This window comes from Olivibacter jilunii (genome assembly GCF_900607235.1).
GTDB classification, from domain to species: domain Bacteria; phylum Bacteroidota; class Bacteroidia; order Sphingobacteriales; family Sphingobacteriaceae; genus Olivibacter; species Olivibacter oleidegradans.
Map to the genome: position 1 here is coordinate 55,478 of NZ_LR027850.1, position 14,972 is coordinate 70,449.

Genomic DNA, 14,972 nt, shown 5'->3' on the forward strand with positions numbered 1-14,972 from the left:
TTCCTATGGATTTAACAATTTTTATGTTTTTAAAAGAACGTTTTTGGTTTGTTCGAAAGAAAAAAGCTCCAGTTTTCACTAGAGCTCTGAACAATTAGACTAATATGAAGTATGTACATTAAAGTGAACACTTGTACACGATGAATGTTTGGAAAAATAATTGTTTTTTTTACGTTTTTATCGGTCTGCTGATAACGAGAAAAAACCTTGAAGAAAGGCTATGTAGCCTCTTCAAGGTTTTCGAAATCTGAAATATTAATATCCCGGATTTTGGGTTAAATTATTGTTTCCGGAAATAGCCTGTGTGGGTACCGGGAACCGTTTCAGGTGATCAGATTGCGAGGCTTGATGATCCCACCAGTTTTCGGTGGTGAACATATTCCAACGGATCAGATCTGTACGTCTGCGACCTTCGCCCAGAAACTCGATACTCCACTCATCTAAAAAGCGGTATTTATCGAAATTATCGACACGTACCGGATTGGGATCCACCCCGTTCTCGAAGTTGCGCCTCCGTACGGTATTGATGAGTTCGGCAGCACCGGCCAGATCTCCGCTGCGCCATTTGCATTCGGCCAGTATATAATACACTTCGGTCAGTCGCAAAACCGGATTATCCGCTCCCCAACGCAAGGTGTTTTCGGCTAAAGTGGGAATGGGCACTTTTACTAATCGAATACCGGTATTCTCCTCGCCCTCCGACATTTTAGAAGGAAGCTGAGAAATACCGCTGTACTTTTTGCCTGGACCAACCTCGCTGAAACGCCCCACTTGGTCGCGTAGCACCAGTGCTTTATCTTTATACTCCTGGGTACCGACAATTACACCGCCATCAGGTTTCAGTTGCGGCCCGTTCAGAAACATTCCTTCGTAATTGCCGCTCCCTAAGTAATGGTAGGGTCTTTTGCGAAGATCAGCTGCATCAAATTTTTCAAATGGTGAACCCAGTTTCCACTCATTTTTATATAAGCTGGAATCGGGGCGCCGGGACGGGCTTAAATGCGTGCCGTTGTCGGCCCCCATATCCTGATCAAAATATTGTCGGCTGTTATAATGATAGAAATTGCCGTAAAACCAATCGTACTGTAGCTTGTTGAACTCGGAAGGGATGGACCAGATGATTTCAGGCGATTCATTGTTTTTAAAGCTGTGTGGGCCATACCAGGTCGGATCGAGCTGGTAAGAGCCGTATTGACCATCGATAATAGCCTGTGCTAGTTGCTGGGCTTCGGCGTACATAGGTTTACCAATGTAGGCCTCGGCGTTAAAATAGAGTTGGGTTAGCATCATGGCTGCGGCCGCTTGCTTCAACTCACCTGCTTCCTTCTGTCCGGCTTCCTTCTTGGGCAAAGTCTCCATAGCCGTTTTTAATAATTGTTCAATGTGATTGAAGACCTCCTGATCGGTATTGCGCGGTAAACTCTCTCCTTCCAGGTTATTGAAGATAGGCATTCCTCCAAAATAGTCTAGGCCGCGTAAGTAGAAATAGGCAATCAGCGTATTAAGCTGGTTTACGTGGGATGTCTGATCTTCCGGTGTCAAAGCAAATTTGGTATAGTCCAACTTCTCCAAATCGCTGCGTGCATCCAACGCCAAGGCGATGCCCATCAATGTACCACGCCAGGTTCCCCAGATCCATCCTTCATCAGGCGTCCACGTGTGGTAATGAAAACGTTCATTCGTACCGCCATTGTACCAGTGGGGTCCTTTCGTTGTAATGGCAAAATTGTCAGCTGTTTGTTCCTGTAACTGCCAGCGGTCTTCACCCATATACCAGCGGGCGTGGGTAAACGGACGGTTGAGGGCGGCCAGAATGTCCTTTTCACTCTTGAAAAAGGTTTCAGGAGTGACCTGGCTATAAAATTCCTGATCGAGCTTGGTGCAACTGCCTAGCAGTACCAACAGCGATAATAAGGTATATGTGAAAAGCTTGTTCATCATTGCATTTGTTAAAGGTTAAAAACTCGCCTGTAAACCGAACATAAAGGTGCGCGTGCGTGGGTACACATCGAGCTCCTCAAATCCGGGTGCTAAGCCGTTGATATTGATTTCGGGATCAAGACCGCTGTATTTGGTGAAAACGAAGAGATCTCGTCCGGTTGCATACACACGGATATTTTTAAATGGGCCGATCCATTTTTTATTAAAAGTATAACCCAAACTAATGGCATCTACCTTTAGGAAGTTTCCGTTTTCGAGCCAGTAATCGCTCAATTGTTTTTCACCTTTTACATTGGCAAGTTCATCATAAGCGCTTTTCAATACATTCCTACCGGTCACATTAGCTATGCCATAGTACATTTTGGTCATGTTAAACACATCATAGCCTAACCAACTGCGGAGATAGATGCTGGCGTCCCAATTTTTATAGGATATGGCATGATTCCAAGATAACTGTAATTTCGGGATACCATTGCCGATGAAGCGTTTATCATCGAGTTTTTTATCACTTGCCGGAATGACTTCGTTGTTTTTGTTATATAACAGCCATTGACCATCGTCGGTGAAGCCTGCAAATTGCCAGATATAGAATTGGCCAATCGCTTCACCGGGATAAAGGCGTACTGCAGTACCCGGAGATCCAGGTGCGGGGAAGTTTTTATCGTCCATAAAGGTCTGGCTGCCCCAGAGTGTGCGCAAGTTACTTTTATTATGAGAGGCCACAAGGGAAGTAGTGTAAGTCCAATCGTTCTTGTTTACTACATTGTAATTTAATTCAAACTCGAAACCTTGGTTTTCCATGCTGCCCACGTTCATGGTTGTTTTATCATGGATGGCGGGCGGTTGTGATACACTGATTTCATAAATCAGATTGTCTATAACCCGCTTATAGTAGTCGAACCGACCACTTAATTTATTATTCAGAATGGTGAAATCCATTCCGACATTATATTCTTTTTTGATTTCCCAACGGATATTCGGGTTTTGGTTGTGTTTAACACCAAAAGTACGGTTCCAGTTTCCGGCGAACGGCCACCAGGTGTCGGCCGAATACATCCGGGTTGATACCTCGGCACCGAAACCTTCGTTGCCGGTTTCACCGTAACCAGCGCGGATCTTGATGTCGTCAATAAAAGAAAGCTTACGCATGAAAGGTTCCTCGCTGAGTCGCCAACCTGCCGATACACCGGGGAAGGTGCCCCAGCGATTTCCGGGAGCGAATTTGGAAGAGCCCTCGTGACGGAGATTGGCTGTGATGATATAACGATCTTTGAACGAATAATTAACGCGTCCGAAGAAAGCGGCCAGTTTAACCCATGGGTCCTTCCAAGAGCCTAAACCCGCACGGCCATCAGCCAGCCAGGTACCTGAACCCATATCGTGTTCTTCCAGCCCATCAACCGGAAAGTTGGAGTTTTCCGCCCAGAACCCCTGTCCGTTGAAGTCCTGATAACTGTAACCGGCTACCGCGGTGATCTGATGGTTTTCGAAACGCTTGCTATAGTTTACTGTCCACTCGACTATACGGTCTTGCCAACGTTTGTATTCTTGTTTGGCATAGCCATCCACATTTTGTTCACGCGAGACACGGTGCTGCGCCGAACGGAAGAAGCTGGGATGTTCGCTGTTGTTTTTGATACCCACCATAGCGGTTGTATAAAGGTCTTCCGTCAGGTTTACTTTTAAGGTGGCATTGGCCAGTAGGTAGCGATATTGATTTTGTTTTTTACGTAACATCACTTCTGCCAAGGGATTCCAGGTATTATAGCCTCCGGTTAAGACATTATAGCCAGAGGGATCCGATGGGTCGTATGGTGAGATAGTGGGGTCTAAGCCAATGGCGATATTATAGAGGCTGTTGTTTTCATCACGGAAGTTGCCTGGCGCACTGTTCCCGGGGAAATCGGCATCTACTTGATTGTAACTGGCATTGGTGCTCAATTCCGCACGTCCATCGAAGAATTTGAAATTGGTATTGACCCTTCCACCAATTTCCCCGCGTTGCGAACCAATTGATATACCTTTGGCGTCGCGTTTGAAAAAGGTGGTGTATACATTGGCGTTTTCGGAACCACCACTTACATTTACCACTTGGCGGTGACTGAAGGGATTTTTATTTGTGATGACGTCATACCAGTCGGTACGAGCGCCATTGTCTTCTCCAAGGCCATGGGCAAGGTATTCTTCTGCTGAAAGGACATCGGGTCGTTTACGAACACTTTCAATAAAATACTCCGATGTAAAGTTAACGGTTGCCTTACCGGGTTGTGGTCGCTTGGTAGTAACCAAAATCACGCCACCGGAGGCTCGTGTACCGTAGATTGCAGCAGCCGATGCATCTCGAAGTACGTTAATGGATTCAATATCTTCTTTGGCAACGGAATTGATATCGCCCCCGGGAACACCGTCAATAACGACTAAAGGTCCTTGTGAGGCCTTGACCGAATTGACACCACGGAGCTGAATGGAAACGCTGGCGTTCGGATCAGAGCCATTATTGGAAGCGATGTTTAGACCTGGAACCTTTCCCTGAATGGCCAGTAGTGGCGATACCGTACCGGCAACCAAATCACGCTGCTTTAAGTTGGATACTGCGCTGGTAAGCTCACGTTTATCCAACGAGCCATAACCAACCACCACCACTTCTTCCAAGTTGTTTGCATCTTCTTGTAATTGAATGTTTAGATTTTGCTGATCGGTAACAGCAACTTCTTTGGTAATGTAACCAAGCGATGAAATAACGAGGGTTACCGGTACCTGGGGTAAGGCGAGCTCAAAGAGCCCATCTTGATTGGTTGATGTACCTCCCTGCATGCCTTTAATTTTAATACTGGCACCGATCAGTGGCATTGTTCCGTTTACATTCGTGATCTTTCCACGGATCGTCCGCTGCTGAAGCGATGTTTCATAAGCTGACCGAATAACCGGTCGGGCAGCTGCATAAAGGCTTTCCCTAGCCACTGCGCAGCTGAGAATGGGAATGCTGCATAGCGCAATCCATTTGCTGTGTTTTGTCATAAATTTAAGATTTGTTTTGTGTTTATAATGATGTTTAACTAATGGGCACCAAGTTGTTATTCTTCGTAATATGCAATAGAAAATGCTTGAAATCGGTTAAAGGGTCGGTTACAAATGAGGTAATTCGTCGGTTTTTCATTTCGTTCTAAAAAGCTTGGTTAGCTAGCTTACATATGTTGATTCGCTACGAATAGTTTCTTTTTGTTCCTAATTCGATTTAGCAAATGTTTTGCAATATTACGAATTATTTCTTTTTGCCGAGGATAAGGTGTGCCTCTAATCAAATTCCCATATCATTTTTACATTAGCGATCAGTATGAGAAGAGGTTAGGACCTTATGTATATCGATTGGTTAATGCCTCCGGATCCGCTGCCTTAAAATGAAAAACGCCCAGCTTTTGGGGATGCTTGGACGTTTTTCTATTTTTAATCAACCTAAACCTTACTAATAACTAATCAAAGCTTGTGCCAAAAGAAGAATCGCTTTTGTAACAGATTTGTAGCAATCTGCTGTCGGCGATCAGCCATCGGCAGTCAGCTTTGGTTTATGTTAGTCTACTTGCCAGTAGGCAGGTGTCACTGTCACTGCTACTACTTCACTACTTCCAAATACCGTCCGAGCCAGTACGGGAGTAACCAAATATCACCCGCACTAAACTCTTCCGTTCCGTTGCTATCTTCATCCAAAATAAAGGTTGTTCGATTATGTCGGTGGACGGGGCGCTCTTTGGGCGAAAGAACGGCATCCGTGCTTTGATTCATAAAATTCTCCTCCAAGTGCCTGATATCTTTTCGGACACTGTTCGTCACTTGCCAGTTGATCAGATCCAAGGGGAATTCGCGCAAAAACCATAGGGATGCATCCCTGTCAAAGTTCTTTTCGCCAACCATAGCAGCGAAGAAATTCCACAGCGCATCTTTTTCCGGTCGTTCGAATTCCCAGTGATCCAGAATTGCTTTTCGAAAATTATTCTTTAATGTATCATTTAAGGCATAGCGATACAAGCCCCAATAGCCTAAAAAATACATCTCATCGTCGGAGTGATTCCACCTTTCAGAAAGCATCTTGCTATAATCATCAGCTTTTTCATCGGCTTGTCCAATACCTTTCATCGGCCGCATCAGGTTTTCATAGTATCCGTGCCTGTCCATTAATTCCCACGCCTTATCTCGGTATTTTTCTTTTTTAGTGAAGTAATAGGCTGATTGTAACATGGATATGATGTTGGACGAGTTTAATTTTCGATCGCCTATGTTTGTCGGAAATTGATTGACATAAGCGGGGTTCCACTTCCCCCACAACGTCGGCTTTCCGTCATGGTCGACAAGATAAAGATCGTTAGCCACAATATGCGACATCAGGGAATCCATCAGTGTAACGGCTTTTTCTTTCACCCAAGGGTCGTTTACCACCTCGGCCAGCACCGAAAAAACAAAAAGATGACCAATTGCCTCATCACTACTGGTAGTGGATTTCCAGCTCCACCGACCATCAGGCGCATCCAACCAAACCTTGCTATCGGCAAGATCTGTCTTGTGACCGATTCGTTCGAATGATCGTGATGGAAAGCCTTTTAAAGGATTCACGCTATAAAGGCGCTCCATGGCCAATAAAGATTCGCGGCAATTCAGCAAGGCATCGGAATCTTTGGTCGTAGCGTAACGGAAGGCCTCCGCTGCCAGATACATAGACGTCCATAAACCGTCATTATCAGAATCGGACAAAATGCCTGTTCGTAAATTTCCTTCCTTCAAGCCTTTCAGTGTTGCATTCAAACCGTATCGAATATGCCGCTCGCGCACTTGTTTGTCATAATAGGCGGCTTTCTCTTCCAAGCTCATTGCTTTATGGTGCAAGCGGGCCAAACCTTTGTTCGTAGCTATTAACACCGTTGATTCCGGCCCTTTGGCAAGCGAATATACCGTGTCGCCGGGCAACCAGCGGCCACTTTGATAATAATCAAAAGCCCCATTCTCCTGTTGCCTAAAGGCCCCGTGCATCGATCCAAACCAAAGCGTTCCATCGACATACTGAACTGTGTTCACCGGTTGCGCCGGCAGCCGATCATCCCAGTTGCGTTGCTGTATCATCCTCACTTGTCCATCCGTTGACTTTTCTATACTGAATAGGCTATACCGATCTGATTTGGCAAGGACCAGTAGTTTTCCGGTTTCATTAAGCGTAAAGCAGCTAAAATCACTCCCCCGATAAACGGTGTGTACCTGCTTGTTTTGTAAACTATAATTATATAGGGCCTGATTACTGAGCATCCAAAAAAGCTGATTTCGCGTGTCATAGTGTACGGCTTTAATTTTATCATCTACGCGAGCATTTGCGAGCACTTTTCCATCCATCGCATAACATCTGATCTGTTGCCCATCGGTCAGAAAAACGTTTCCCGTTTCGTCCATTTCCAAAAATTTTGCCTTTGGCAAGTGATGTTTAAATAAACAGGTTCCTGCCCAGGCATTGCTATAAACCAGTTGGTTGGTCAGGTACACAAAATTGTTTTGATATAGGATGATATCTCTAAAAGTTTCCAAGGAGTCGTAACGATACGTGATGTCGGCCGATAGCCTGCCTGGAAAGAGCAATTTGCCATCAAAAGGTTTTAATAAACGACCTGCCTGCAAAAATTGAATCCGCCCATTTCGATCACTCAAAACTTTCGCATTATTCGTTTTTCGATCATGGGTGTAATATTTTATGGCATATTCCTGTTTGAACCGATCCTGGGCAATAGCCGTTCGCCATCCAAAAGGTTGAAGAGCCAAACATAGAAGCAACACTTGGTAAATCTTCTTTTTATTTAATATCATCGGGAGAAATTTTTAAATACTTTATTGATTTTTTATCGCTTGTCACATGGTAAGAATAGCTGAGGTGGATAAAGCCATCGGTCGATTGGACGATTGACGGGTAAGAACAGGAAAGTTTTTTCTTGTCGTCTGCTTCAAGCGGGGTGCTGAGTTTCCAGGAAGTGCCTTCGTCCTCGGATAAATACAAACTGAGTTGATAGCGTCCATCATCCACATCGTTACCTACCAATAGCCACCGCCCATCGAGCAAGCGAATGACCTCCACACTGGCGGTATTGGGAATCTCCGTTTTTCTTGCTACCGTCCATGTTTCACCGCCATCCATCGAGATGCTTTGTTGAATTCGTGCGGGTGCATCCCCGCTGTCGCGCATATAAGCTATAATATCGCCCTGTTTCCGTCTTATTAATGCGGGTTGGATGTTTCCCCGGCCCGCGATAGGTTTACTTGGTCGCCAACTTTTTCCATCGTCTTCGGATATGGCGATGAGAGAGCAGTTAAAGCCATCGGAATATAAAGGCAACAATATTTTATGGTCGGCCAATAGCAGGGGTTTAATGCGTGTCATCCAACCGAAGCTACGTTTGGCGGGATCTTGTGCATTGGTTACGATCATTTCATCATAACGTGGTGCGTAGGCTGCCCAGCCATGTTGTTGATCGGACAACATCGATAACTTCTCCTTAAGTTCCTGCACAAAACTGCTATCGGGTTTTAAGAGTATATTGTCCTGCCAGCCCCAGTTGGGGGCCGCACTACCTTCATATTTATCAGCTACGCGATAACGCAAGATCGACTGCTCCCAACGGTTCGCCTGTACGGCAATCCACGCGAGATACAACTGCTTTTTGTGATTCAAGAACAATACAGGATTGCAATCCGGGATACCTTTCGTATCGGCCATTAGAAAAGGCGTGGACCAAGTTTTGCTTCCTGCGCGCTTTCTGGATCCCATAATGCAAACATCATCGGCCCCTCGTTCTCCACTGCCATAAAACCAGGCAGCCAATACATCTCCGTTCGGTAAAACGGCCAAACTACTACCATGGACATGTTTTGCCTGCAAAGGAAAAATCAGGGTCGCTTCCGCCACTTTAGGTTGTGCTCGAAGCGTTATACTGAATAATAAAAAGATCGCATAAAAAATGAAATGATGTCGCATCATATGCAGGTTTGTCTTAAGTTAGCACCTTCACCAATCGGATGCTCATTATATCATACGTGGCAATATTCAAATCGGGCTACTTGAAATCAAAATTTTAGGATTGACGCAGATTGAGGTTTATTAAGCGCAAAATGCGTCACCAAGGAGGAGCTTTCACCGATAATTTCGTTGAACAATCAAATTAAACAGCTTATGTCAACGGACCTACATGTAACGCTCCTGCAGCAGGTGAAGCAGGGCGACAACAATGCCTTCAATCAATTGTACAAAGCCTACAAACTGGATGCTTTTAAATTTGCCATGCATATGCTTCGCGATACGGAAGAAGCAGAAAATATGGTGCATGATCTCTTTACCAAGATCTGGCATAACAAAAACAGGATAAAGCCCGAACAGAACTTCCGTTCCTTTTTATTTACTTGCCTGCGTAATCTCGTGCTCGACCACATCAAGCGCGAAAAACGAAATCGCATTGCTTTTCAATCCTATATCAACGAAAGTTGCCAAAAAGAGGACCCCATTGGTGTAAGGGAGCGGCGTTATCGTATGATCCAAACCGCGATGAATGCCTTAAGCGATAAACGACGGGAAATTATTTATATGTGTTTTGTAGATGGTAAATCCTATCAGGAAATAGCGGACAGTTATTCCATCTCCAAGAATACGGTCAAAAATCAGCTGGTAAAAGCAAAGCAGTTATTACGCGATCAGCTAAAACCTAAAATGCTCATTGCTTAACGTTAATATTATATTAACAAAACAACAACGTATTGTTAAACAAGTAATTATTTCAAAATTACCATTGTATTTGATAGCCTTTTTTTACTTATCCGTAGTAGTATAATTGATCAGCTAACAAAATCATCTGCTGTAAAAAGGGAAAAAATCAAAATAAGGAATTTATGAAATTCAATTTACCAAGCACGCCCAAACTGCTCATTTGTTCGCTAGCGGTGCTGTACCAGCTCGGACTACCGATAAGCGCGTCGGCTTCGGTTGGGAACGGAGCCCTGACTACCGCTGCGCACGCAGATGCCGTTTCCGTCAACCGGCAGGCTATCTCTATTCAGGGCGTGGTAACTTCGGCCACCGATGGCCGGCCGTTCCCTGGTGTTAGTATTAAAGTTAAAGAAAACGGAAGCACCACTACGACCTCCATGAACGGTACCTTCCGTATTGAAGTACCCGATGAACAAGCAATTCTCGTATTCACGTTTGTCGGTTATAAAGAAGAGGAAGTACGCGTAGGTAGCCAACGTATGTTGCGCGTGGCCTTGGAAGAACGGACGGAAGGGCTGGATGAGGTGGTGGTTACCGCCTTAGGCATCAAGCGTTCGACACGCTCATTGGGCTACTCGGTAGGGGAGTTGAGCAGCAAGGATATTAACAAAGTGGCACAGGATAATGTACTCAATAGCATTACCGGTAAGGTGCCAGGCGTTAGTATCAGCTCTACGGGCTCAACCGGTTCTTCCGTTAGCATGGTCATTCGGGGAGCAAAATCCTTGAGTTCGGATAACCAACCGCTCTTCGTAGTGGATGGTGTACCGATTGCCAACACGATTAATAATGTCAGTCAGGTAGGTACCGACAACAACGTAGATTATGGTAATGCCTTGGCCAGCCTGAATCCAGATGATATTGAAAGCATTTCGATCTTGAAAGGGCCGAGTGCCGCGGCGCTCTATGGTTCACGGGCGGGCAATGGCGTGGTATTGATCACCACCAAAAGTGGTAGCGGTTTAGATAAGGTGCAAATTAATGTGACCAGCAATACGGTATTCGATGTGCCGTACAAATACCTGGATATGCATCATCGCTTCGCCGCAGGGGTTATTCCTTTTACGCCGGAAAGTACTCCTAATGGGACGCTCACCATTGAAGAAGGATCGGCAGGCGCTTTAGGCCCCGAACTTGACCGTGGCTATCAAGCCATTCAATGGAACAGTCCGCTAGACGCGGAGGGTAACCCTGTCGCCATGCCGTTGGTCTCTCATCCGAACAATATCAAAGAATTTGTACAAACGGGTATTACCTCTATTAATGGGGTGTCCATCGCTAACAATACGGAGAAGATTACTTATCGGATTTCTTATTCTAATATGATGAATCGAGGCCTTATTCCGAATAGCGATCTGAGTCGGAATTCACTGAACCTCAATAGCAGCTTGAAATTGACCGATAAACTTAAGCTCAGCTCGCAAATTGATTTCAGTCGTAATGGCTCTGATAATCGGCCCGCAGGTAACCGAGGTACCAATCCCCTTCAATGGGCTTATGCCGTAGCACCTCATATTAATATTTTGGATTTAAAAGACTATTGGCTGCCCGGACAAGAGGGGGTGGTGCAGCGTTCGCAAAGTTTGGGCGACTATGATAACCCGTATTTTCTGGCCTATGAAGTGAACAATGCCTTTAAGCGCGATCGCGTTTTCGGTAATATACGTGCCGATTGGCAAATTACGCCCGAAATAAGTTTAATGGGACGCTATGCACTCGATCTTTATCACGAAAAGAGAGAAACCAAAGTTCCGTATAGCTATTCCAATGATCCGAAAGGAGCCTACGGTATCACTAACTTAAATAACCTGGAACAGAATATTGATTTCCTCGCTAGTTATCAGAAACGCTTTAACGATGTGAGCTTTAATACGTCAATAGGCGGAAACACCCGCTATCAGCGCAATGAAAATGTCATCAATGCCTCGATTAATGGAAGCGGTTTAACAATACCCAACTTATATACCTTATCCAATATCGCTCCGACAAGTTTACGTTACAACAGTTACATCGGTGAAAAAGCCATTCACAGTATATATGGATTAATTAACGTAGGTTACAAAGATTTCATTTATCTGGATTTAACTGCGCGAAACGATTGGTCGAGCACCTTGCCAAAAAACAATCGTTCCTATTTTTACCCTTCCGCCTCCTTAAGTGTATTATTGAATGATGCTTTTAAATTACCCGATCAGATCGATCTGTTGAAATTGCGCGGTGGCTGGGCGAGAGCCGGTAATGACACGAGTCCCTATAACTTGATCAACGTTTTACAAAATATGGACCCCTGGGGTAATGTGGTTCGCCTTGGCTCTTCGAGCGCTTTACTCATCCCCGACCTGAAGCCGGAGCAAAGTACATCCTACGAAGGTGGTTTGGATTTTGCCTTATTTAATAATCGATTACGTTTTGCCGGCACCTATTATAAAGTGGATAATCGGAACCAGATTATTCCCATTCAATTGCCCAGCTCCAGTGGTTATACCTCTAAAAACATCAATGCCGGCTTATTGGTAAGCAAAGGGTGGGAACTCAGTTTAGGCGGCACACCGATCAAGTCGACCAACTGGAATTGGGATATCAATGTCAACTGGTCGAGAAACAGAACACGCATTATGGAATTATCAGATGGCTTGGAATACTATGAGTTATGGTCGGACGCCAAGGGCGGTGCCCGTACCTATATAGGGGATGAAATTGGTGATCTCTACGATGCGGAACTCGTTACAGTGAAAGACGTTAATTCGCCTTATTATGGTTATCCGATCCTCGACGAAAATGGCTCCTGGCAGAGTATATCGATGACCAATACACGCACCAAAATCGGTAATTTCAATCCCGATTTTAGCATCGGCTTACAGTCGGGCCTTAGCTATAAACGCTTTAGCCTGAATTTCTCACTCGAATGGCGTAAAGGAGGCAAATTCGTTTCCCAAACCTATCGCTATTATGAATCGGACATGAAAACGCAGCGCTTCCTTGACCAGCTGATCAATCCAAATGGTATGAGCGGGCAAGCGCTACGTGATTACCTGGTGAACAATGACCTGGTGGTTGTGCGTGGCAACCAGTTCCGCATTGTGGGCGGACCAACCCCCGAAAGCGGTGGGCTTCCTTTTACAATGGAAGGGCAGACCTATAACTTCGGCGCTTTTAACCCCGGTGTTATCGCACAATATGATGACGATGGCAATATTGTTGGCTATACCGAAAATTTGGGGGGCGAAGGTACTAAAATCATACCCTTGAGCGATAATTACCCTTGGGACTTTATGAGCGCTGCTACCTTTGATGCCGACTTTATAAAGCTCCGGGAAATCTCGCTTGGTTATGAGCTACCTGGCAACTTCGTTAAAAAGCTGGGTATGCAATCGGCCAACGTTTCCATCTACAGTCGTAATATTATCTTATGGACGAAATCGAAAATCGGGATCGACCCCGAAACGGCTTTTCAACCCGGAGCCGGAACACAGGCAGGTACCCAGTTCAAACAAGGGATTGAACGCTATAATGTAAACCCGTGGGTCATGCCGATCGGTTTCAAAATAGCAGTGGTTTTTTAACCTAATTAGTTATCCAACAAGAAATAAAGCCATGAACAACGTAATAAAAACGCCGGTCGCTTACTTACTCTTGATAGCAATACTCTTGTTTTCCTGTAAGAAGCTGGACGATCTGAATGTGAATCCCAATGGGGTAGATGAAACGGCGGTGAATCCTAACCTTATTTTGCCAACGATATTGAGCGAAACAGGGAAGCTGTATACCAATTTAGGCTATCAGGATATCGCCGGTGTTGTGCAACATACGCAGAAAGATGCTTGGTTTGAAAGCCACAACGATTATGATTGGGCGGGCAGCCAAAGCTGGACAGACTACTACAATATTTTACGTAACACCCAACTTCTCATGAACCGTGCCGAAGAAAGTGGACAGGCCTTTCATCAGGGCGTTGGCTTGGTGATGAAAGCCTATGTCTTTGGGCTTATTGCCGATTTATGGGGTGATGCGCCTTACACCGATGCGTTAAAAGGGAATTTAAACGACCCACAGTATCTTACGCCCAAATATGATACCCAGGCCGATATTTATCATGGCATTTTAGCCGAATTGGAAACCGCTAACAATTTACTCTCGCAACCGGCTTCTTCTTATACGGGTATCGAAGCGGCGGCGGATCTGTTCTATAATGGTGATCCAGCGGCTTGGCGGCGTTTTGCCAATTCACTGGCCTTGCGTTATTATATGCGTCTTTCGGCTAAGGAAGCCTCTTTTGCGCAGGCAGGCATAGAGAAAATCGCAACGAATCCGGATCAATACCCGCTGATCTTAGCGGCGGATGAAGATGCTGCGATGAGCTACCCCGGTACCACAAGCGCCAATGCCTGGCCTAGTAATACCGAGATTGACGATACGGGTGGGTCGAATTTCCGTCGATTGAAGATGTGTGCCACTTTGGTAAACACCTTGCAGCAACTGGATGATCCCCGCCTGACGATATGGGCCCAAAAAGTGGAGATTCCTTTGGTTGTTGATGCCACTTTACCCCCGCGCACCGATCGCATTAGCAATGGGAAGCGATACTTGTCGCCCGATATGGTAGCCAATACCTCCGTTGATACCGATCCGGATTATGTAGGTATTCCGCCTTCTTACTCCAATTTGCCATCCAGTTATAATTTAAACCCAACACCGGGGCAGACCTCATTTAATCCCCATGTTTCTTACTTAAACGAGCGCTATCGGAAAGCTTCCGGACCTTTACTAAAGGCACGGCTCCTTTCAGCAGCCGAGGTGCATTTTATACTGGCTGAGGCTTCACTGAAGGGATGGAATACGGGTAATGCCGCCGAACATTATAATGCGGCCATTGAGGCTTCTTTAGATGCCTGGCAGCTAGCCGCCAATTATAATGCGTATATTGAAACAGAAGGAGTTCGTTTTGATGGGTCGCTTGAACAGCTGATTACCCAAAAGTGGATTGCTAGTTGGACGGCCGCAACGGAGGCTTGGTTCGATTTTCGAAGAACCGGTTACCCTCGGTTGCAAGCGGGGCCGGTAGCGCTTAGGCGGGCCCTTCCCTTGCGCTTTTATTACATGCAGGATGAAATCAATATGAACGGGCAACATGTACAAGAGGCTTTAGATCGATTATCGACCACCGCTTTTTCACAGGCTGATGGTAAAAACAGTGCTTGGTCGAAATGCTGGTTGTTACAAGATACCAATAATCCTTACTAATTAAATT

7 protein-coding genes are annotated in these 14,972 nt (G+C 45.3%); 3 read left to right on the plus strand and 4 right to left on the minus strand.

What is annotated here, in order from left to right; all coding sequences use genetic code 11:
• Window positions 1-255: 255 nt before the first annotated feature.
• The 4 genes from E0E36_RS11645 to E0E36_RS11660 all read right to left on the minus strand — a co-directional run bounded on the left by E0E36_RS11645 (window position 256) and on the right by E0E36_RS11660 (window position 8,944).
• The gene (locus tag E0E36_RS11645; protein ID WP_242627190.1) at window positions 256-1,941 is read right to left on the minus strand and encodes a RagB/SusD family nutrient uptake outer membrane protein; all 1,686 of its coding nucleotides are present in this window, start codon (window positions 1,939-1,941) and stop codon (window positions 256-258) included.
• 15 nt (window positions 1,942-1,956) lie between these two features.
• Window positions 1,957-4,959, minus strand: a complete 3,003-nt coding sequence (locus E0E36_RS11650; protein ID WP_130856099.1) for a SusC/RagA family TonB-linked outer membrane protein — start codon at window positions 4,957-4,959, stop codon at window positions 1,957-1,959.
• A gap of 591 nt (window positions 4,960-5,550) precedes the next feature.
• Window positions 5,551-7,779, minus strand: a complete 2,229-nt coding sequence (locus E0E36_RS11655; RefSeq protein ID WP_130856100.1) for a ligand-binding sensor domain-containing protein — start codon at window positions 7,777-7,779, stop codon at window positions 5,551-5,553.
• Entirely contained in the window at window positions 7,766-8,944 is a 1,179-nt protein-coding gene (locus E0E36_RS11660) for a sialidase family protein (RefSeq protein WP_242627191.1), read from the minus strand. Before E0E36_RS11660 ends, E0E36_RS11655 begins: the two co-directional genes overlap by 14 nt.
• Window positions 8,945-9,136: 192 nt before the next feature.
• Between E0E36_RS11660 and E0E36_RS11665 the strand changes: the two genes are divergently transcribed.
• From E0E36_RS11665 to E0E36_RS11675, 3 genes are all read left to right on the plus strand, one after another.
• Window positions 9,137-9,682: an RNA polymerase sigma factor gene (locus tag E0E36_RS11665; RefSeq protein ID WP_130856101.1), complete on the plus strand. Its 546-nt coding sequence runs from the start codon at window positions 9,137-9,139 to the stop codon at window positions 9,680-9,682.
• Window positions 9,683-9,846: 164 nt separating this feature from the next.
• Window positions 9,847-13,287, plus strand: a complete 3,441-nt coding sequence (locus E0E36_RS11670) for a SusC/RagA family TonB-linked outer membrane protein (protein ID WP_130856102.1) — start codon at window positions 9,847-9,849, stop codon at window positions 13,285-13,287.
• 31 nt (window positions 13,288-13,318) lie between these two features.
• Entirely contained in the window at window positions 13,319-14,965 is a 1,647-nt protein-coding gene (locus E0E36_RS11675) for a SusD/RagB family nutrient-binding outer membrane lipoprotein (protein WP_130856103.1), read from the plus strand.
• The last annotated feature ends 7 nt before the right edge of the window (window positions 14,966-14,972 follow it).

Bases quoted from the DNA above. Each gene is read 5' to 3' on its own strand.
- E0E36_RS11645 (WP_242627190.1), bottom strand. From the start codon at position 1,941: ATGATGAACAAGCTTTTCACATATACCTTATTATCGCTGTTGGTACTG.
- E0E36_RS11650 (WP_130856099.1), bottom strand. From the start codon at position 4,959: ATGACAAAACACAGCAAATGGATTGCGCTATGCAGCATTCCCATTCTC.
- E0E36_RS11655 (WP_130856100.1), bottom strand. From the start codon at position 7,779: ATGATATTAAATAAAAAGAAGATTTACCAAGTGTTGCTTCTATGTTTG.
- E0E36_RS11660 (WP_242627191.1), bottom strand. From the start codon at position 8,944: ATGATGCGACATCATTTCATTTTTTATGCGATCTTTTTATTATTCAGT.
- E0E36_RS11665 (WP_130856101.1), top strand. From the start codon at position 9,137: ATGTCAACGGACCTACATGTAACGCTCCTGCAGCAGGTGAAGCAGGGC.
- E0E36_RS11670 (WP_130856102.1), top strand. From the start codon at position 9,847: ATGAAATTCAATTTACCAAGCACGCCCAAACTGCTCATTTGTTCGCTA.
- E0E36_RS11675 (WP_130856103.1), top strand. From the start codon at position 13,319: ATGAACAACGTAATAAAAACGCCGGTCGCTTACTTACTCTTGATAGCA.